The organism is Blautia sp. BIOML-A1, from assembly GCF_009883055.1.
GTDB lineage: Bacteria > Bacillota > Clostridia > Lachnospirales > Lachnospiraceae > Blautia_A.
The window spans coordinates 22,773-43,311 of the sequence record NZ_WWVR01000005.1; the positions used below are offsets into that span (position 1 = coordinate 22,773).

The 20,539-nt window shown below is 41.7% G+C and carries 21 protein-coding genes and 2 pseudogenes; 4 read left to right on the forward strand and 19 right to left on the reverse strand.

The annotated features are described in order from the left end of the window. Nucleotides 1-106 precede the first annotated feature (106 nt). A complete protein-coding gene (locus GT674_RS03855; RefSeq protein ID WP_161284514.1) occupies nt 107-1,576 on the forward strand; it encodes a glycosyltransferase family 2 protein in 1,470 nt (489 codons plus the stop codon). A 54-nt stretch (nt 1,577-1,630) separates the two neighbouring features. On the opposite strand, the gene GT674_RS03860 is transcribed toward GT674_RS03855, so the two are convergent. The 6 genes and pseudogenes from GT674_RS03860 to GT674_RS03885 form a co-directional block, all read right to left on the reverse strand. Beyond that, the gene (locus tag GT674_RS03860) at nt 1,631-2,725 is read right to left on the reverse strand and encodes an acyltransferase family protein (RefSeq protein WP_161284515.1); all 1,095 of its coding nucleotides are present in this window, start codon (nt 2,723-2,725) and stop codon (nt 1,631-1,633) included. After that, nucleotides 2,700-4,010, reverse strand: a complete 1,311-nt coding sequence (locus GT674_RS03865; protein ID WP_161284516.1) for a glycosyltransferase family protein — start codon at nt 4,008-4,010, stop codon at nt 2,700-2,702. Before GT674_RS03865 ends, GT674_RS03860 begins: the two co-directional genes overlap by 26 nt. Nucleotides 4,011-4,143: 133 nt before the next feature. Beyond that, nucleotides 4,144-4,260: pseudogene (locus GT674_RS03870) on the reverse strand (GGGtGRT protein); the annotation flags it as partial. 133 nt (nt 4,261-4,393) lie between these two features. Further along, nucleotides 4,394-4,678 carry a DUF2442 domain-containing protein gene (locus tag GT674_RS03875; RefSeq protein WP_161284517.1) on the reverse strand — a complete coding sequence of 95 codons (285 nt, stop codon included), beginning with the start codon at nt 4,676-4,678 and terminating at the stop codon, nt 4,394-4,396. Between the two features lie 12 nt (nt 4,679-4,690). Then, a complete protein-coding gene (locus tag GT674_RS03880) occupies nt 4,691-4,951 on the reverse strand; it encodes a DUF4160 domain-containing protein (RefSeq protein WP_161284518.1) in 261 nt (86 codons plus the stop codon). A gap of 277 nt (nt 4,952-5,228) precedes the next feature. Further along, nucleotides 5,229-5,810, reverse strand: coding sequence for a hypothetical protein (locus tag GT674_RS03885; protein WP_161284519.1), 582 nt, complete (start codon nt 5,808-5,810; stop codon nt 5,229-5,231). A gap of 79 nt (nt 5,811-5,889) precedes the next feature. On the opposite strand from GT674_RS03885, the pseudogene GT674_RS03890 reads away from it, so the two are divergent. Further along, nucleotides 5,890-6,101 (forward strand): annotated as a pseudogene (locus tag GT674_RS03890) (IS5/IS1182 family transposase); the annotation flags it as partial. Between the two features lie 270 nt (nt 6,102-6,371). Here GT674_RS03890 and GT674_RS03895 read toward each other — a convergent pair. Both GT674_RS03895 and GT674_RS03900 read right to left on the reverse strand, forming a co-directional pair. Further along, entirely contained in the window at nt 6,372-6,719 is a 348-nt protein-coding gene (locus GT674_RS03895) for a hypothetical protein (RefSeq protein ID WP_161284520.1), read from the reverse strand. A gap of 12 nt (nt 6,720-6,731) precedes the next feature. Next, nucleotides 6,732-7,298 carry a hypothetical protein gene (locus GT674_RS03900; protein WP_161284521.1) on the reverse strand — a complete coding sequence of 189 codons (567 nt, stop codon included), beginning with the start codon at nt 7,296-7,298 and terminating at the stop codon, nt 6,732-6,734. A gap of 125 nt (nt 7,299-7,423) precedes the next feature. On the opposite strand from GT674_RS03900, the gene GT674_RS03905 reads away from it, so the two are divergent. Further along, nucleotides 7,424-7,912 carry a hypothetical protein gene (locus GT674_RS03905; RefSeq protein WP_161284522.1) on the forward strand — a complete coding sequence of 163 codons (489 nt, stop codon included), beginning with the start codon at nt 7,424-7,426 and terminating at the stop codon, nt 7,910-7,912. Nucleotides 7,913-8,275: 363 nt separating this feature from the next. On the opposite strand, the gene GT674_RS03910 is transcribed toward GT674_RS03905, so the two are convergent. From GT674_RS03910 to GT674_RS03935, 6 genes are all read right to left on the reverse strand, one after another. Next, entirely contained in the window at nt 8,276-8,536 is a 261-nt protein-coding gene (locus GT674_RS03910) for a DUF6591 domain-containing protein (RefSeq protein WP_330585466.1), read from the reverse strand. A 255-nt stretch (nt 8,537-8,791) separates the two neighbouring features. After that, entirely contained in the window at nt 8,792-9,802 is a 1,011-nt protein-coding gene (locus tag GT674_RS03915; RefSeq protein WP_005422274.1) for a GGGtGRT protein, read from the reverse strand. 33 nt (nt 9,803-9,835) lie between these two features. Then, nucleotides 9,836-10,528 (reverse strand): iron-sulfur cluster assembly scaffold protein, encoded by a 693-nt coding sequence (locus GT674_RS03920; RefSeq protein WP_005422272.1) that lies wholly within the window; start codon nt 10,526-10,528, stop codon nt 9,836-9,838. Nucleotides 10,529-10,650: 122 nt separating this feature from the next. After that, entirely contained in the window at nt 10,651-11,844 is a 1,194-nt protein-coding gene (locus tag GT674_RS03925) for an ATP-grasp domain-containing protein (RefSeq protein ID WP_161284524.1), read from the reverse strand. A 28-nt stretch (nt 11,845-11,872) separates the two neighbouring features. Further along, nucleotides 11,873-12,631 (reverse strand): esterase family protein, encoded by a 759-nt coding sequence (locus GT674_RS03930; RefSeq protein ID WP_161284525.1) that lies wholly within the window; start codon nt 12,629-12,631, stop codon nt 11,873-11,875. A 4-nt stretch (nt 12,632-12,635) separates the two neighbouring features. Next, the gene (locus tag GT674_RS03935; RefSeq protein WP_161284526.1) at nt 12,636-13,400 is read right to left on the reverse strand and encodes an alpha/beta hydrolase; all 765 of its coding nucleotides are present in this window, start codon (nt 13,398-13,400) and stop codon (nt 12,636-12,638) included. A 320-nt stretch (nt 13,401-13,720) separates the two neighbouring features. Here GT674_RS03935 and GT674_RS03940 point away from each other — a divergent pair, with 320 nt between their 5' ends. Continuing rightward, nucleotides 13,721-14,476 carry a TraX family protein gene (locus GT674_RS03940; protein WP_161284527.1) on the forward strand — a complete coding sequence of 252 codons (756 nt, stop codon included), beginning with the start codon at nt 13,721-13,723 and terminating at the stop codon, nt 14,474-14,476. Between the two features lie 9 nt (nt 14,477-14,485). Here the strand turns inward: GT674_RS03940 and GT674_RS03945 are convergent, their stop codons facing one another. From GT674_RS03945 to asd, 5 genes are all read right to left on the reverse strand, one after another. Beyond that, entirely contained in the window at nt 14,486-15,154 is a 669-nt protein-coding gene (locus GT674_RS03945) for a UDP-N-acetylglucosamine pyrophosphorylase (protein WP_161284528.1), read from the reverse strand. Next, nucleotides 15,155-17,200: a DNA topoisomerase gene (locus GT674_RS03950; RefSeq protein WP_161284529.1), complete on the reverse strand. Its 2,046-nt coding sequence runs from the start codon at nt 17,198-17,200 to the stop codon at nt 15,155-15,157. It lies immediately after the preceding gene. A 1-nt stretch (nt 17,201) separates the two neighbouring features. Next, nucleotides 17,202-17,960: a formate/nitrite transporter family protein gene (locus tag GT674_RS03955; RefSeq protein WP_161284530.1), complete on the reverse strand. Its 759-nt coding sequence runs from the start codon at nt 17,958-17,960 to the stop codon at nt 17,202-17,204. Between the two features lie 189 nt (nt 17,961-18,149). Next, the gene (gene selD / locus GT674_RS03960) at nt 18,150-19,181 is read right to left on the reverse strand and encodes a selenide, water dikinase SelD (RefSeq protein WP_161284531.1); all 1,032 of its coding nucleotides are present in this window, start codon (nt 19,179-19,181) and stop codon (nt 18,150-18,152) included. 228 nt (nt 19,182-19,409) lie between these two features. Then, complete coding sequence (asd, locus tag GT674_RS03965; protein WP_161284532.1) at nt 19,410-20,495, reverse strand: aspartate-semialdehyde dehydrogenase; 1,086 nt, start codon at nt 20,493-20,495, stop codon at nt 19,410-19,412. Nucleotides 20,496-20,539: the final 44 nt, after the last annotated feature.

Here is a 20,539-nt window from a genome sequence, read left to right on the forward strand (position 1 = left end):
ATGAATCTCTGAACAATATTAAATATCTTTTATGTTTTTATAATTTTCCGGTTCATTTCAACATTTTATGATATGATACAGATATCTTAAACGAGGAGATCGTATTATGAACCATAAATCTGAAACATATTCTTTTAAATTTTCTGTCATCACCGCTGTATATAATGTGGCTTCCTATCTGTCTGAAGCCATCGAAAGCATCCTCTGTCAGGATATTGGTTTTAAGGATTCTGTTGAATTAATTCTTGTTGATGACGGATCCACTGATTCTTCCGGTAAAATCTGCGATCACTATCAGACTTTATACCCGGATAATATCAAAGTACTGCACAAGCCAAACGGAGGGGCCGCCTCTGCCAGAAACGCTGGAATTGCCCTTGCATCCGGAAGGTACCTGAATTTTCTGGATGGAGATGATAAACTTTCTCCCTGCACCCTGTCTGCAGTATATCACTTTTTTTCCACAGTCGATGATCAGATCAGCCTTGTATCTGTTCCTATCCAATTTTTTGAAAAAAAAGAAACTGCTCATCGGCTGAATTACAAATACAAAGACGGCAAAAACCAGATCATAAATCTGAATACCCAGTATTCTTATGTACAGATGTCTATTGCCTCTTCTTTTATAAAACGCGAAGTACTTAATGAACATTCCTTCGACACTTCACTTCGCTATGCAGAAGATGCGAAGGTAATCATGCAGCTTCTTCTGGAACACCCATACTATGGAATCGTTCCTTCCGGCTGCTATTATTATCGTTTCCGAAACACACAGAATTCTGCCCTGAACGGAACAAAACTGCACAAAGAATGGTATCTGGACTGCCTGAAAGACTATCTTCTGTGGGCTCTTCAGACTGCCAGACAGAAATATGGTTCGATTCCGCTTTTTGTACAATATAATGTCATGTATGATCTTCAGAGTCGTTTTGGTGTGCCTGAAATACCTGCATCCATCCTGTCACCAGATGAACATGAAGAATTCCGAACGCTTCTGAGAGAAATTCTCCGATCCATTGATGATAAGATCATTCTACAGCAGAGAAATCTTTCCCGCGAACAGAAAGATTATATTATATCCCTCAAACACGGCAAAGGCAGCCTGAAACACTGTAGCAACGATATTTTTTTCCAGTATGACTGTTTAAAGCTTTATCCTGCCTCCTCCTACCTTCTGAAATTATTTCATGCTGAAATTTCAGACAACAATTTAAAACTTACAGGTGCTGTAAAATTCAACAGAAGATTTCCAAATCCTTCTGCACTTTATGTCCGGCTGCACGGTTTACTGAAGACTCATACTTTTCCCTGTGACTGGTCTGCAGATACATCTTCTGATTTTATCTTTGACGGGACTCTTCTGTCTCAGTTCCTGAACTTCGAAGTCAGAATTCCTCTGCGGCTGCTCCGCAGACAAACCCGCTTACAGTTCTGTATGACATGTGATGAGCATTCCGTAATATTTAAAAATCTCCGCGACGAGCCAGGATTCCCGGATATATTGTCCTCCTCCAAAAACTCCTATCAATTTTGTGTTGACTCCGATTCATTATTTTTAAAGAGGCAACAAATATAAATTTAAAAAGTCCTGCAATCTGCCAAGATTAATTCTGGAGATTGCAGGATTTTTTCAAAAATAATCCTGTAATGTTTTTTTCAGAAATCTGGCGGAGGGCTGTTCCACCAGATAGTAAGTCAGAATTCCCAATGCTGCTGTCAAAAAAACAGACGTTGCAATCGCTGCTACCGGATAATCATAGAGAAAATCTGTATTTTTCCAGAGTGTTCTCTTAAGAATCGCAAATGCGACTTCCTGCATGACATAAATAGAATATGCATATTTTCCCGGAAAGCCAACAAATTTATAATCTGTCAGTCTGGAAACGATGCCTTTTCTTGTCAGAAGGCAGGCCAGAAATATCGGAAAAAGGATTACCACAATAAACTGATTCTCGTACGCCTTCCTGCTGTAAAAGAAATCAACCAGCAGCATGGATAACGTCAGGATTTCAAGAGCAGAAATAATCCAGAATCCTCTGTTATCCGGCCTTTCCCTCGATGATTTCTGTTGTTTCCATCTCTCTGTAATATCCGTCCATTCTATTGCAAACATATACCCCAGACCGATTCCTGCCACAGCACGCGCCATTCCGAGATTGATAATACCGTGGAACATTGTCCTTCCAAATCCACCATCCATGGCATTGATATTGATCTCATATCCAAAATAGATCAGCATACAGATCAGAAGTTTCATCTTTGAAGAATTATGAAAACATTTGTATAATACAAAATAAAATATCTCTACAACAAAAAATGCCGACACATACCAGTTCAGACCCTGCCAGTCAGTTGCAAGTCCACTGGACTGAAGAAACAAAAGGTCTACAAAAGATGCATAAATGGATTTTCCAAAAAATACTGCCGAAATAATAATAGAACATGCCAGTGCAGGCCATAAGCGGATCACTCTTCTTATAACAAAACTCTGCGTTGTCATATCCGGATGTTTCCGTATCGTATGATAAAGGAAATAACCCGATATGATAAAGAAACATTCCACAATATATTTCGCATACTTCGACTGCTCTGCAAGCCTCAGATACAAATCACATCCACCTGTATAATCCATCATAAATGAATGAAGCAGATGGAAATACACAATACATATGGCAAAAGCAAAACGAAGAAATTCTATGTTATAATACTTCTGTTTTCTTTCCATATTTCTCTGCAATCTCTATCAGTTCCTCTGCCCGTCGTTCAAAGGAATATTCTTTTTTTATCATTTCAAATTGTTCAAGTGCCTTTTCTTTTAAAGAGGAATATTCTTTTTCTGCTTTCTGAACGCAGGCATCAAATTCTTCTTTGGTTTCATAATAAAGAACCGCGTCCGGAAATATCTCTTTCATTTCAGGACAACCATCCGAAATAACAGGCAGTCCACATGCCAGTGCATCAAATACCCGATTATTAATAATCTGATATTCCAGCATGTCTTTCCAGTGATCATTTAGAGTTACTTTTGCGGCCCTGTATAATTCCGGAAGCTTTTCATTTTCTTTGAAATCTCCCTCTATTATTTCGGTATGGTCCGGAATCATTTCCTTCCATCCACCGCCCCACACGTGTAACGGCATTCCATCTTCTACAGCCCAGAGAACACAATCTCTCATCACACCTCTTGTACTTCCTATAAAGATATACTGATCGCTGTGAAGTTCATCCTTCTTGCCTTCCGGGCAGAACAATTCCGTATCTGTACACTGAAGCAACGGAACTACCGGAACTTTTATTTTATTCTTCAATTTTTCTGCAAAATATCTGGAACCTGCACATACTACATCGTACAGTTCATATTCTGCTTTGGATACTTGATCCGGATGGCTGATATTCCACATAATATACAGGCATTTTTTGTTTCTTCTGTCTGGACGGTAAAAATATTTTCCACGTAAAACAAGAACTACATCTGCACCCTCATCACAGCCCCAGTCCTGTCTGGTATCCAGAATCACATATCTGCCTTTTCGCTCCAGATATTTCTGTAATGCCAGTGCATAATAATAATCTCCCCAATGGTATTTCAGTATTCCCTCTGTCGCAGGACATTTTATCACCCAAACCTGACGTCCCTCTGCAAGCCGTTCAACTTCTGATGCCATTTTCTGCCAGTTATCTCTTCGGTCAAATTCTCTTTCCATTCCCTTACGAAATCGCCCAATCTGATCCTGAATCTCCAGCGTCTTTTTTTGCTGAAGCTCATGGCTGGCTTCCTGCTGTTCAAAATAATCTTCCATTTCTCTGAGGATTCTCTTTTCCATCTCTTTCAGCTGTTTCGTATACGATTCTGACAGAGAACTCCTGAGTTCATCCTCCAATGCGATGTTCTGTTCTTTTATTTCACTGAAAATGTTCTTTTTTTGATCTTCGAATTTTTTATCTATATAGGTTCTTCCTGCCGGAACTATTTTCCGTAAGGATTTTTTAACTTTTTTTAGTAATACCATAGTTATCTCTTTCTTCCTGCATGATATACAAGGCTGGTGCAACGAATATAAATCAAGTGAAAAAGTGAAAAGTACCGCAGTCCCTGGAACTACGGTACTTTCTTGTTATATTATCTCTCTGTTAAAAGTATGTTTAGAACTTGCCAGCGTCAGCAGCTTCCTGTACGGCAACTGCTACTGCTACTGTCATACCAACCATCGGGTTGTTACCAGCACCGATGAGACCCATCATTTCTACATGAGCCGGTACTTATACGGCTTTTTCCAAAGAAAATCAAGATTTAGACACGTCAAATTCCAAATAACCGCACACGTCATTCCAATTTCCCATGTGTTACGTTTAATAATAAAACCTGTTTTCCTTTTTGTCAATAACAACCTCCTCAGGCAATCAAATTATTGATAGATTCTAACTCATATATAGTAAATGGATCAATATCAATACAACTGGATTCATCTCTGTTACCAGAAATATCCCATGCAAGAGTACCGTTCATGACAGTACATGCATCTTTAAAAGCATTGATATCTCTTAATGGTTTAAATATCTCTGCGTTCAGATCTTCTGTAGCATTATAATCTACAATCTTGCCGTCATCGAAGAATACCTGTACATGAAAATTATCCAGTGGTATCACCTGTACTACCGTCGGAAAATATTCGTTCATATGATTCCCCCCTTAGATAAGTGGATTAATTCTGTTTAATGGCTTCATATCTTTTGCCAGTTCCCAGTTTTGCATCAGTTCATCCTGATGGATCGTACACCAGGCTAAGATCAGGCGAAGCTGCTTATTCGGTAATGCCCCTTTTATAACCTGAATATTGACAATATCAATCAATGCTTTTTTACCATTATACTCTGCATGGAAATGCGGCGGCATATGATCATTATAATACATGGTAACACGAATCCCATAAAACAACGATATCTCTGGCATTACTCTCACTCCTGTTCATCTTTACAAACTTTATTTTCTTATACTTCCATTATAATATGGATAAACCTGTTTCGGCAACTCATTTTTTGGATTCCACGGAGAGGATATAAATATCAGTCACCATTAATTAATCGCATAAGCTCCCAGTGTATAACTAGACCAGATCTAGGAAATACCCCAAAATAAAAACCCCTTCTCCGTTATAAGTACCCCAGATAGCAGTAGTTTATGGAATATTTCTGCTATCCAGGCTTTTCTCTTTAGGCTTAAATTCTAATTAATTTTCTGTTGTTATTCTCGTCGCAACTACCTGAGCAGGTCTTTCCAAAATATTTCCTTCTCCGTCAATCTTTCCGGCAAGAAATGCATTTACAAAATCATATATATTCATCTTCGTCCCATTTTGTAATGTAACATCTGATGTGCTACAAATATCTCCAGTATTTCTTCTTTCTCCTGGCAAATGCGTCAATGGTTCTTCTATCCCAGAAGCAGTTATTGCTCGCCCAAGATTCTTAATGTCCTCTGATGTTTCATTTCCATTATAAAGATTTCCTGGATGATTTCCTATCCGACTCAAAACTTCATGTGCCTGTGCCTGTAAAAATCTTATGTACTTAGGATTACAATTTTCCTTCATATTTTTAAATGCTTCTCTCATATTCTTCGCTCTTATATATCCATTTACATGATGAAGCTCTATGCTTTCCGACTTAGCCATATTTCCTCTCGCCTTCCGAAATGCATTAAGCCCTTTTCTCTCTATAATCTCTGCTGCCATTGGATCTATTATCGGTATTTTATCTGGAAATACAACCCCTACAATTGTTTCCCTTGCATATACTTTTTTCTTATGCACAACTTGAAACCTTCCTGTAGAAGAACACTGTCCCAAATACAGTGTTACACGATAGTCTTTTTTATGACTTCCTTCAACTCTGATGACAAAAAATGCAGATAAAAAAAGAAAACAACTGATGATGTTTTCCATGGATGACATGGTACCTTTAAATCATATGCTACGATTAATAAGGCAATCGATTAGAACTTTATTTGTGATCTAGTTGAAGAAAAATACTGTCCGGATAACGGATATCCCAGTATGAAGTCGGATGCTTATACAACAATAACATTTTGCAAAGAATTATACTTTTCATTTATATAAGAAAAATCATTCTCCCATTTTTGTACAGCATTATACATATTTGAGTTATTTTTTCTACTGTTGATGAGCCACTATAGAAAATTTAATGTTTGCAATACTGTTACAATTTTTCTATTAATAAGGAAGTCCAAAAGATTATGCCTAGCTTTATCTGATAATCCCTCATTTACATCAACCGTATAACCGTATACTTTAAAAATAGATTCTGTGTTCAACTGTGAAAATATATCTGATGAACCAGATTTGTGTAGGCGATCATAGATTTTGCAAAGATTCATATTCTGCATCTGATCTACAATCATACGCAACTGTTTTCATCAGTTCTATTAACCTTTTAAGATAATTTTGAGATTTAAAAATTTCTTCAATAGGAATATGAAAATGTGAAGTTAACACATCCACATCAAGTTCTAATGTAGAACCAACAAGCTTTCTTTTATTAAATAGATTATTTTTATTGTGCGTATAAGGGACTAAGAATTGTTCGCATCCCTTTTTATACATCTCTAATTCAGTATTCAAAAGCTTTCTGAACACCTGTCGAAAATCAATTTTATTTTCCCAGCAATATAGATATATATTACCCCATATATGACTTCCCATAATATTTTTCTCCTATCTTCCTATCTTCCACCTGCGTCCACATTTCTGGCATACATTGTATGTAACCCATTCGGATCCCAAGAATCCCCACATGAGGTCGAAACCTCTTTTTTCTGTTGCGATTGATGTAGATCCACACTTTGGACAACGGACTTGGTTGGTTGGAGTTGAGGGGCGAGGGCAAGGAGTTGATGGCAAGGGATTTAAAATCCCATTTTCAATAAGTTTCTTTTTTAATGGATAACCACAATGTACACAAACATCTGATTCTATTGAAATATTTTTACCACACGCTGGACATGGAATTATTGGTTGATTATATAGTTGCTTCTCTTTATCTTTTTTTAATTTTTTAGCAGTTAAGTCCATATTCATTAAAATATCACTAATCATTTGATCACTATTTTCTTTATATAAAATTGTATCACTAATATACTTTCTCCGTGTGTCATCGTCCATATTTTCTGTTTCTTTTATTAGTTGCTCCAAATATGTTCGAGTGTTAAAACTGCAAGATGAACATATTGAATTTCTCCATACATGGTCACAACCACATTTCGGACATTTTAAAAGAGTCATTGCTTTATCCTCCCGTTTTATATGTATTAATTATAGCATGTTTTTATACAGTGTCATTAAGTAAAATCGGAAATTTGACAAAAGCTTTTTAAGCATATAAAACCAATCCATTGGACGCAACGAGATTGACAACCGCTCTTGGTTCATTTGGAGACTTAAATATTGCCGCAAAATATTTAAAACAAGTAGATTCTGATGGATATCTTACCGAGAATATTGCCGGATCATTTTTGCATAACGCTTACAAAACACATACTGCTGAAGAGGTCGCCGCTACTTATTCTAATACGACTGCTTCTTCTGGAGGTCTTGGATCATTATTTGGCGGTGCAGGTTTAATGGCCGGAATAAAGTCTGCAGGCTCCGGACTATTAACAGTATTAAGTTCCATTGCTCCAGCTCTTCTTGGACTTCTTGGTGTTGGAATTGTATTCCAAGCTGGTAAAACTGTTTGGGATAATATTCTTACTAATAATGGCTCAAAGAAACGATATCCGACTTCCTCTAAAACTTATCAGGAAGTTCCTTTCATAATAGCAAATGTAATTTTCGCTAAATATTTTTACGATCGAAACAGGTTTCCCAGCGTTCCCGCTTCAGTGGCTTCACCCTAAGACCCCACATAATCTGACGTATAGATACTGTCAGATACAATCCTTCAACACATTCTCCGGCACGCTCATCAAAGAATTTTTTGAATTTGGGATTCAAATATAAATAGTCCACAAGCCATGGCTCTATTTCAGTCCAATAAGTGGATTTTGAGTCCGAAATATAACGTTGCTGAATAACCGCTAAACCTTTTTGTCCTATCTTATATAAAGTACATCTGGTATATATAGGGTGATTACATTGATAAATCATACCATATATGGATGTGTAATATTCAGGCTTGTTGTAATAGTATTTCATAATATCCTCCAAAAATGAAAAAAAGAGCCTATGTCAGTAACATAAGCCCTTTTGGAAATTATTATTTAATTTGTTGGCACATTCGCCAATTTCTGAGTGATTCTTGTTTGTACTTCAAGATAGTAAGATAATTCAGCATCGTTCAAATTATCGTTTTCAAGATCATCGAACTTTTTAGCCATATCAGCATATTTTGACATATAATCGACATAATCCGCCATCATTGATACCACGTCATCTGACTCTGAGTATTTTGTCATAAAATCGCAATAATCATTCATGAAAGTTTCGTAGCTATCAATTGCTTCTTTAATATCTGGTCTAATATCATTCGAATCAGTGGACGCCTATCAGCTGTAGTCTTGTATTTGTCTGTACCTATCAGCTTATGCGAGCTAAAGATGTACGTCGAATGGCTGCGTGAAGATTTGGAAAAAATGCAATAGAAAAGGGAACTGCTCGCTTAGAACAGCTCCCTATAAATTTAGCAATAAGTTGTCAAACAGTGGTCAAACAACACACTTTTTGTCACCTTTTAGCCCTATTTTATACTACCAAAATCGGCTAAAATTCGGTATTTCTTAGAACTTGCCAGCATCAGCAGCTTCCTGTACGGCAACTGCTACTGCTACTGTCATACCAACCATCGGGTTGTTACCAGCACCGATAAGACCCATCATTTCTACATGAGCCGGTACGGAAGAAGATCCTGCGAACTGAGCGTCAGAATGCATACGTCCAAGTGTATCGGTCATACCGTAGGAAGCAGGACCTGCTGCCATGTTGTCCGGGTGAAGTGTACGTCCTGTACCACCGCCAGATGCAACGGAGAAGTATTTCTTTCCTTTTTCGTTACATTCTTTCTTGTAGGTACCTGCAACCGGATGCTGGAAACGTGTCGGGTTAGTGGAGTTACCTGTGATAGAAACGTCAACGCCTTCTTTCCACATGATAGCAACACCTTCCGGAACGCTGTTTGCACCGTAGCAGTTAACCTTTGCACGAAGTCCTTCAGAGTAGGATTTGCGGAATACTTCCTTAACTTCGTTCTTGTATGGATCATACTCAGTCTCTACATATGTAAATCCGTTGATACGGGAGATAATCTGAGCTGCATCTTTTCCAAGACCATTCAGGATAACACGAAGAGGTTTTTTACGAACTTTGTTTGCTTTCTCAGCGATACCGATAGCACCCTCAGCTGCTGCGAAGGACTCATGTCCAGCCAGGAAGCAGAAGCAGTCTGTTTCTTCTTCCAGAAGCATTTTACCAAGGTTACCATGTCCAAGACCTACTTTACGTGTATCAGCAACGGATCCAGGAATACAGAATGCCTGAAGGCCTTCACCGATAGCTGCTGCTGCGTCAGCTGCTCTTCTGCAGTCTTTTTTGATTGCGATAGCTGCACCTACGATGTATGCCCAGCAAGCGTTCTCGAAGCAGATCGGCTGAATGCCTTTGATCTGATCGTATACGTTAAGGCCTGCATCTTTAGTGATTTTCTCTGCTTCTTCGATAGAAGCGATTCCATAGCTGTTTAAAACTGAATTGATCTTGTCAATTCGTCTCTCATATGATTCAAATAAAGCCATTTACTTATCCTCCTGAAATTATAATCGGTATAATTATTCTTTACGTGGGTCGATGATCTTAACAGCATCTGCAACACGGCCATACTGACCTTTTGCTTTTTCCCATGCAGTATTCGGGTCATCACCTTTTTTGATGAAATCAGTCATTTTGCCAAGGCTTACGAACTGATAACCGATAATTTCATTATCTTCGTCAAGAGCAATACCTGTAACATAGCCTTCTGCCATTTCCAGATAACGAGGACCTTTTTTGAGTGTTCCGTACATAGTACCAACCTGAGAACGAAGTCCTTTACCAAGATCCTCAAGTCCTGCACCTACTGCAAGTCCGTCTTCAGAGAAAGCAGACTGAGAACGTCCGTATACGATCTGAAGGAACAGTTCTCTCATAGCAGTATTGATAGCATCGCATACAAGGTCAGTATTCAGCGCTTCCATAACAGTCAGTCCTGGAAGGATCTCAGATGCCATAGCTGCAGAATGAGTCATACCAGAACATCCGATTGTCTCAACCAGTGCTTCCTGGATGATACCCTCCTTTACGTTCAGGGACAGCTTACAAGCACCCTGCTGCGGAGCACACCAGCCTACACCATGTGTGAAACCGGAAATGTCCTTCACTTCCTTAGCCTGAACCCATTTTGCTTCTTCCGGGATTGGAGCGGCGCCGTGATGGACACCCTGTGCAACTGGGCACATTTCTTCTACTTCGCGTGAATAAATCATGTTAAAACTCCTTTCAAGTATAGATTTACTATAATGTTGTTAAAAGATAGACTAACAACCTGACAGTATTTTCTCATAAAACCTCTTGTTAGTCCAGTAAAACTTAAGTAATTTTGTCATTATTACTCAGATTTTAGGATATCTTGAAAAAAATTCTCCATTTCGTGCCTGGTCGGAAATACTGCAATGTAAATCTGATTGCCCATCGCATCTGCCAGAACCTCCGGCAAACGATCCTCCATGCGGATATTCTGGCGATATTTTTCCATAACAGCTTCATGGCTTAGGACAAACCTCTTGCCATCTCTTCGTCCGGCAAATGCACAGTACTGTCTTTCACCCGGATGCATTTCTGTCTTATCAAATGCGATCATATCTGCCCACATCTTATAAACATCCGTTGTGCAGGCAAAATCCATCATATCCGGAGAAAATCCGCCGCTTGGACGCATATTTACCTCAAGACCGACAAGCTCTCCCTTCCTTCCAAGTCCCTCCTGATCCTTCTGAAGGCGGAAAAACTCAAAGTGAACGAAACGGCTTCGGACATTGAAGCTTTTTGCCGTGGCACGACCGGCCTGACGCGTATCTCCGGCAAGCTCCTTCACAATATAAAAGATCGCATTGTCTTCGTTGTTTACAATGTCCATGATCGAAACCGGGGATACATTTCCCGTCTCAAAGATCGGATTTCCATGAGAGTCAATGATCGCATCATAAGAATTCACTTCTGCAAAGACAAACTCTTCCATAATATAGGAAACATCTGCTTCTTTGGTCTGCATGAACTCCTCCAGCTGTTCCTGATTTTCAAGGCGATAAGTGTGACTTGCTCCGACGCCATTATCCGGCTTTACAACAACGGGATATCCCACTTCTTCAATAAACTTCCTGCATCCCTCCATCGTATCGACCAGATGATATCTCGCGGTAGGAATTCCCACCCGCGCATAATACTCTTTCATCCTGGATTTATATTTGATCCTCGGAATATCATCCTCCTGGAATCCGCTTGTGATGTGGAATGCTGTACGAAGCCTTGCATCTCTTTCAAGCCAGTATTCATTATTGGACTCCAGCCAGTCAATCCTGCCGTGTTTAAAAATCAGAAATGCAACTGCGCGGTATACTTCTTCTTCATTCTCCAGACTGCTCACCTTATAATATTCATCCAGACTGTCCTTCAGGCCCTGACTCAGTTCTTCATACGGCTGATCCCCGATTCCCAGAACGTTCAGCCCGTTTTTCTTAAGTTCCCGGCAGAACATCCAGTAATTTTCAGGAAAGTTAGGGGAAATAAACAGAAAATTTTTCATAATATCACTCTTTTCTTCTCGTCTTATCTCAATCGTTCTTGAGCAGGTATGGGACAAAATATTCCACCTGCTTATACCACCAGTACCAGTCATGGGCACAGTCATAACCCCAGAAATCCACCCACGCATGGATGTTCTTCTCCTCCAGGATATGAGACAGCTGTCTTGTGGAATCCGGAAGTTCCCACGGTCCCTGTCCAACACAGATCACGGCTTTCTTAAGATTATAAAGCGTGATCCTAGAATCATCTTTTGACATATCACCAAGAAAATCCACCAGAGAATTCCGATGAACAACCTCATCTGTATAGGAGCCAAAACCATAACCTGCAGAATAAAGTCCGCTCAGTGCCAGCAGCCGGTCAAACAGATCCGGTCTTCGAAAGTACAGATTTGCCGCATGCGTCGCACCGAGACTGCAGCCAAACACCATAATTCCCGGATATCCACTCCAACCGTTCCTCTCATTGACCATCTCGCGCATAAACGGAATCATCTCATCCGTGATATACTGAAGCCACTGTTCGTAACGCCGGATCCTCCAGTATGGATCGCCATTTGTATCTGACCAGGTTTCCTGGTCGATCGTGTCAATAGAAAATACCATCACCTCACCGGATTCCAGCCAGGGACTCCAGGTGTCTGTCATATGGAAATTTTCAAAGTCAAAAAATCTTCCGTCCTGGCACGGGATAAAAAGCACCGGTCTGCCTTTGTGACCATAAATTTTGCACTCCATATCCCGCCCAAGAGCCGGACTGTATTCTTTTTTGTATTGTACTTCCATCTCTTTATTCCTCGTACAAAAGTGTATTCATAAAAAACGGGATCTGTCTTTCCCAGCTTGCCTCGCAGTGTGTGCCGCCCGGAACGATTCTGACTTCCAGAAGAGCTCTTTTCTGGAAAAATGCCGCCGCGATCCGCTCAAAATCTCTGTAGACCTTTGGGCGCTGTTCCAGTTCTACAGAACCGTAATCCATGTAGATCACTGTATTCTGTCGGATCTTGGTCCTGCGGATCAGCTGCTCCAGTTTATCAGCACTTGTCCATACAGACGGAGACAGTGCCGCAGCCCTTCCAAAAACAGCGTTATACTGGGTCACTGCATACAGACTCATCAGGCCTCCCATGGAACTGCCCGCGATAAAAGTATGCTTCCTGTCACTGATCGTCCGGAAATCTCTGTCAATCTTTGGTTTCAGAGTGTGAACCATCCAGTCCATCGTGATCGTGCCTTTCGCTGTGATGCTTCCACATCTTGCGTCATGGAAGCTGAATGGGGCATATTCCTTAAGCCGTCCATTGTCCGGGCTGTGGTTACACTCGACTGCCACAATGATCATCTGCGTGTTTGTATAGTCCATGTATTCCTTCATTCCCCAGCATTTCCCATAGGTCGCATCAGAATCAAAGAAAACGTTGTGTCCGTCAAACATATACAAGACCGGATAATATCTTTCTTTATCCCAGTCATAGGAATCCGGAAGATAAATATAAAGATTCCTCTCTTCCTCCCCTGTCAGCTCCGGAATCTGAATTTTCCATCTGTTTACCATAAACATCCCTCCCAGCCTGCGCCATTTGCTTTATTACTTTAATATAACGTTACTGTTCACTCCGTTCGCAGTAACTTGGTCAAAATGCATTCCAAATCACCTTCGGTGATGGCATTTTGCCTCGTATGTCTCGGGATTTTGTCATATACATGGCAAAACACCTCGCGGAATATTACCTGTGAACAGTTACAATATAACATAGCCTATTTTCCCAGACAAGATTGGTAAAATAGTATGTTTTATGCTAAAATAAGGATATTGTTCATTCATGCAAAAATATGAGCATACAAAACACGAAAATTTTATCGAAGGAGATTTTTATGACTACCTGCACACAGCCGACATTACCTCCGAGTATTTTTCCGACAAGATTTCAGATCTTAAGCGGCAGTGCCCTTAAGCTTCTTGCCTGCATTCTGATGCTGATCGATCATACCGGAGTTCTGATCCTTGCCAACTATAAGCCCGCGCTTCGGGTTCTTTTTACCATCGGTTCCACTGAGATCACCTGGTACCGTATTGTCCGGGACATTGGCAGATCTGCCTTTCCAATCTTCTGCTTTCTTTTGATGGAAGGATTCCTGCACACACATGATCGCCGGAAATACGGACAGAACCTGCTTCTCTTTGCATTGATCTCAGAAATCCCATGGAATTTCATGTTCAGCAATACCTGGCATTACCCGGATACACAGAATGTATTTTTTACCTTATTTCTGGGTTATCTTGGACTCTGTGCGCTGGAGGCTCTGTGGGAGAAGCCACTGCTGCAGTTGTTATGTATTGCCGGACTCTTCGGTTTCTCTTTTGTTTTACACGCAGATTACAGCTGGCATGGCTTTCTTCTGATCCTGATCATGTATCTGCTCCGTACCCAGAAGTTCCAGCAGGCACTTGTCAGCACTCTGTGGATGAATTATGAGTGGAAAATGTGTTTTTCCTTTATTTCCATTAATATGTACAATGGAAAACGCGGCTTTATCCAAGGAAAAGCCGCGAAATACTTTTTTTATCTGTTTTATCCGGTGCACATCATCCTTCTGGTGATCCTCCGGCAGATCCTGTTCTACCGTTAAACGTCACGATCAGTTCTTTTTGACGATCTCTGCTGCATTTTTGTAAATACTGTCTGCAGGAATGCAGCCTCTTACCGGTGAAAGAGGATAAATATTGCAATTTCTTCCGATCACAGTTCCCGGGTTCAGAACAGAACCGCAGCCAACCTCTACATGATCTCCAAGCATTGCGCCAAATTTCTTAACCCCGGTCTCAATCTTTTCTTCACCATCCTTGACTACAACCAGCTTCTTGTCGGATTTCACATTGGAACAGATGGATCCGGCTCCCATGTGGGACTTATAACCAAGGACAGAATCTCCTACATAGTTATAATGCGGAACCTGTACTTTGTTGAACAGTACTGCATTTTTAAGCTCTGTAGAATTTCCTACAACAGCACCCTCACCTACGATGGCATTTCCGCGAATAAATGCACAATGGCGCACTTCTGCGTCCTTTCCTATGATCGCCGGTCCATTGATACATGCTGTCGGTGCAACCTTTGCACTCTTTGCGATCCAGATATTGCCATCCTTACAGTCATATTCCTGTGGATCCAGAGTCTTGCCAAGCTTCAGAATAAAATCTCCAATCTCCGGAAGCACTTCCCACGGATAGGTTTTTCCTTCAAATAATTCCCCTGCAATCGTCTCATTTAAATCCAGCAGATTTGAAATTGTAAAATCTTTTAACATTCAGATATTTCCTCCTCGTTTTGACGTTGTCTGTTTCTTCTGATAATTAACCGCCGCCGCATCAAAAAACTGCCGCAACGCATACTGATAATTGCTCTGCTCTACCTGATCCGTACGGATCCGGACAAAATGTTCCAGCTTATCCATATATTCCTGCGGCGTGATACTTCCCTCTGCGACATAGTTCAGTCCCTTTTCCCAGCTTGCAGTCAGCTCCGGATTCAGAAGCTGCCGGATCGAACAGTTCACCACATCAAAGATCATTTCTCCCAGAAGCGTCGGCGTGATCACCTGTGTCTTCTTATTAAGCGAAAGGTATTTGATGGAAAAAAGCTTCTTCAATATCTCTGCTCTGGTCGCACTGGTTCCGATCCCGCTTCCTTTGATCTGTGCACGCAGTTCCTCATCTTCGATAAGCTGTCCTGCATTCTCCATCGCAAGGATCATAGAACCTGAATTATAACGTTTCGGCGGTGAAGTTTCGCCTTCCTTGATCTCCAGCGAATCTATGTCCAGTATATCACCCTTTTTGAGCTTATGCAATGCGGCCAGAAGCTGTGCATCACAGGAAACATCCTCACTGTCACTTTTTTCTGCATCCTGTGTTCCACCTGTATTTCGACGGGCAAAAGAATTCACCGCATATTTAAGATATCCTTCTTCCTGAAGTACCTTGAAGCTTGAAAAAAACTTCTCCTTCTGCATCTCCGTCACCAGACTGACCTTCTGATAGACTGCCGGAGGACAGAAAATGCACAGAAAACGGCGCACGATCGTCTCATAAACTCTCTGCGACGTAAGTGAAAGCCTGCCAAGCACATTCAGTCCCTGACCGGTCGGAATGATCGCATAATGATCTGTAATCTGCTTATCATTGACATACCGTGTCTTTGCAATGCTTTTGTAGCTTCCCATCTGAAGGATTTCTTCTGCGGCATTTCCAATTGCGGAATAACTGCGAAGACCTGCGATATTTTTGTAAATTTCTTTCGATACTGCCGTGGAAAGCACTCTGGCATCCGTCCTTGGATATGTGACCAGCTTCTTCTCATATAATTCCTGGACGATCTTCAAAGTCTCATCCGGGCTGATCTTGAACAGCTTAGAGCATACGTTCTGAAGCTCCGCCAGGTTAAAAAGAAGCGGTGGATTTTTGTTTTCTCTCTTACGCTCGATCTTCTCGACACAGCACTTAAGCGGCTGCTCCTTATTTAAGAAATCGATCAGTTCCTGTGCGTGTTTTCTTTCTTTGAAGCCGTTTTCCTTATACAGATAAGGAGACTTAAAATACCGGCTTCCTTCCATTGCCCGCCATTCACCATCAAACTTCTCACCCTCCAGAGCAATTCCGGAGATCACGCGATAAAACGGTGTCTTGACAAAGCAGCGGATCTCCCGCTCCCTGCGCACGACCATCCCAAGAACACAGGTCATGACCCTTCCTACTGCGATCGCCTGATATTTCGTATTCAGATAATTGGAGACACTGTTTCCATAGCGCAGTGTAAGCACCCTGGAAAAATTGATCCCCATAAGATAATCCTCCTTGGCCCGGAGATAAGCAGAGTTCGCCAGATTGTCATAAGCTGACAGTTCCCTCGCCTCACGGATTCCCCTTAAGATCTCTTCTTCTGTCTGGGAATCGATCCAGACACGTCTCTGATCCTTATCCTTCACACCAGCCATCTGTGCTACCAGACGATAGATATATTCTCCCTCACGTCCGGAGTCGGTACACACATAAATAGTCTCTACATCCGGGCGGTTCAGAAGCCTTTTCACAATGTCAAACTGTTTCTGAACCCCCGGGATCACCTCGTACTTAAATTCACGCGGCAAAAAAGGCAGGGTATCAAAACTCCACCTTTTGTACTTGATGTCATATTTTTCGGGATAACTCATCGTGACCAGATGTCCTACACACCAGGTCACGATAGAATCTTCTGATTCCAGGTATCCGTCTTTTCTCTGTCCGTTAATTTTTAATGCTTTTGCAAATTCCTGAGCGACGCTCGGTTTCTCTGCAATATATAAAGCCTTACTCATATTATTGATCTGCACTCATCTTTCTAAGCGGCCATGCAAGAAGAACTGCACCGCCAACCATATTTCCCAGTGTGACGATCACCATGCTCTTGAACATTGCACCAATGGAAAGTCCCGGTACCAGGAAACCCGCTGTCACAAAAATACCCATATTTGCAACACAGTGCTCAAATCCACTGACAACAAAACCTGCAATGCACATAACGATCATCAAAAACTTTGCAGTCTCACTCTTTAACTTGATTCCACAAAGTACCCCAAGACATACAAAGAAGTTACACAAAACAGCACGGAAAAACATCTGGCCTGCCGGGATCGCAAGCTTGTTTCCGATAAATCCGGCAAAATAATCTCCGGTTCCTGAAGCTCCTGCCCATACAAAGATAAGCGACAGAATCAGACATCCCACAAAGTTTCCTATGTAGCTTACAACCCACACCTTACCGGCATCTCCCCAGCTTACCTTCTTGTCATAAGCTCCAAACGCCATAACCAGGTTGTTTCCGGTAAAGAGTTCTCCTCCAACCATTGAGATCAGAAGAACGGCAATTGAGAACACGATTGCTCCGAGGAACTTACCCCACGCCGGTTCCTCTGCTCCGGCAAAAACATTGCCGACCACATTGGAAAAGATCATTGCCACCACAATGAAGAATCCTGCCATGACCGCTCTCATAAAATACTTCAGAAAATTATTCTGAAGCAGAGTGATCTTTGCATTTGCCGCATTTGATACTTTCTGTACATCCTCGTGATTCATAAAAAATACCTCCCTTTCCCAGGATATATTGTATTTATGGTTTAATCACCAAATCGTTGTGATAATTCAATATATCCTCCGCATATTGTGTGAATTTATTATAGCATTTTCCACAAAGATTCTCAACACAATTTCAAAAAAGTTCGATATTTAATTAACAAACTTGTTGCTATTACCGATAACTTACCGTTATCGAATCTGCAATGCGTACTCCTGTCTGTCAATAACCTCTCCGATCATTGCACAGGGCAGATTAAGCTCTTTCAGTTCGGCGAGAAGCTTCTCCGCCTCTTCTGCCGGAACTGCTGCCAGAAGTCCTCCGGATGTCTGCGGATCAAACACAAGATCCTCTCTCCAAAGCTGCGCACTGCTCTGATACCCTGATTTATCTGCAAATTCCCGGTTACGATATGCTCCGCCGGGGATCAGCCCCATGGATGCATACTCCTCCACATCCGGAAGTACCGGCAGGGCTTTGGTATCAATGACCAGTGTCTTCTGACTACCATCTGCCATCTCTGTGCCATGACCGCCAAGACCAAACCCTGTCACATCGGTGCATGCATGAATTGTGTACTTTCTCAGAATATCACATGCATATTTATTCAGCGTCTTCATGGAACGAAGAGCTGCTTCCCTTGCTCTCTCCGATACAAGATCGGCCTTGATCGCAGTATTGACGATTCCTGTCCCAAGCGGCTTGGTCAGGATCAGCCTGTCTCCTGTCTGTGCTCCATAGTTCTTCCAGAATTTCTCCGGATCTACAAACCCAGTGACGCTCAGTCCATACTTCGGTGTGTCGTCCTGGATCGTATGACCGCCTGCAAGGACTGCGCCTGCCTCCAGTACTTTGTCAGCACCTCCCTTAAGAATCTCACCCAGGATCTCTGTATCCATCTCTTTCGGAAAAGCCACGATATTCAGTGCTGTCTTCGGTTCTCCACCCATGGCATACACATCACTTAATGCATTAGCTGCTGCAATCTGTCCAAAATCGTAGGGATCATCTGCCACCGGTGTAAAGAAATCAAGAGTCTGGATCATTGCCAGATCATCTGAAATCTTATAGACAGCCGCATCATCTGAAGTTTCTGTTCCAACCAGAAGATGTTCATCGTGAAATTTCGGCAGTTTGCAGAGCACTCCCGCCAGTGTGCCGGGGCCGACTTTGGCAGCACAGCCGCAGTTCGGTGCAAGCTTTGTCAGATATATCTTTTCCATTTTATCTGATACTCCCTTCTTTAGATAACGGGATCATCCCTTTCCATCTATGATATGTATCATATCATAAATCCCATACATTCTCTATAGTAAAATTTCACTCCTGGAGTTTCCGGGTATTTTCACGTTACTGTTCACTCTGTTTACAACAGCGGGCAAAAAGAACCGCCCCGGTCAGATCTTTCTCTGACAGAGCGGTTCCTTATTCTCACAGTTTACGGCTGTGTCTTATTTCTTTGTGATATATCCTTTTGCTTTCAGTGTCTCTGCACAGAGTACAGCACCACCGGCAGCTCCTCTTACAGTATTGTGGGAAAGTCCTACAAATTTGTAATCATAAACTGTATCCTCACGGAGACGTCCGATTGAGATACCCATTCCGTTTTCGTAGTTGACATCCTCGCTTACCTGCGGACGATTGTCTTCTTCGAGATACTGGATGAAGTTCTTCGGTGCACTCGGAAGTTCCAGTTCCTGAGGAAGTCCTCTGAAGTTTCTCAGAGCTTCGATCAGCTGTTCCTTTGTAGGTTTCTTGCGGAACTTAACAAATACGGCTGCTGTATGTCCGTTCAGTACCGGAACACGCAGACACTGGCAGGTGATCACTGGCTCTGTAGCCGGTACGATCACACCGTCCTCAATCTTGCCCCACAGTCTGAGCGGCTCTTTCTCACTCTTCTCTTCCTCTCCACCGATGTATGGAATGATGTTATGTTCCATTTCCGGCCAGTCCTTGAAGGTTTTTCCTGCTCCGGAAATTGCCTGATATGTGGTGGCAACTACTTCATATGGCTCGAATTCTTTCCATGCGGTAAGTACCGGTGCATAGCTCTGGATAGAGCAGTTTGGTTTTACAGCGATGAAGCCTCTGGTTGTTCCGAGACGTTTCTTCTGATACTGGATCACGTCAAAATGCTGTGGGTTGATTTCCGGCACTACCATCGGTACATCCGGTGTCCAGCGGTGTGCACTGTTGTTGGATACAACAGGAGTCTCTGTCTTTGCGTATTCTTCTTCGATTGCTTTGATCTCGTCCTTAGACATGTCTACTGCTGAGAATACAAAGTCTACGGTAGATGCAACTTTCTCTACTTCATTAACATTCATTACAACAATATTCTTTACTGCTTCCGGCATTGGAGTGTCCATTTTCCATCTTCCGCCTACTGCCTCTTCATAAGTCTTTCCTGCACTTCTCGGGCTTGCAGCGAGGGTAACAACCTCAAACCACGGATGATTCTCCAGAAGGGAGATAAATCTCTGTCCTACCATTCCTGTTGCACCTAAAATGCCAACTCTCAGTTTTTCGCTCATAATAATACTTTCTCCTCACTCATTCTTTGCATGTCTTTGCACGG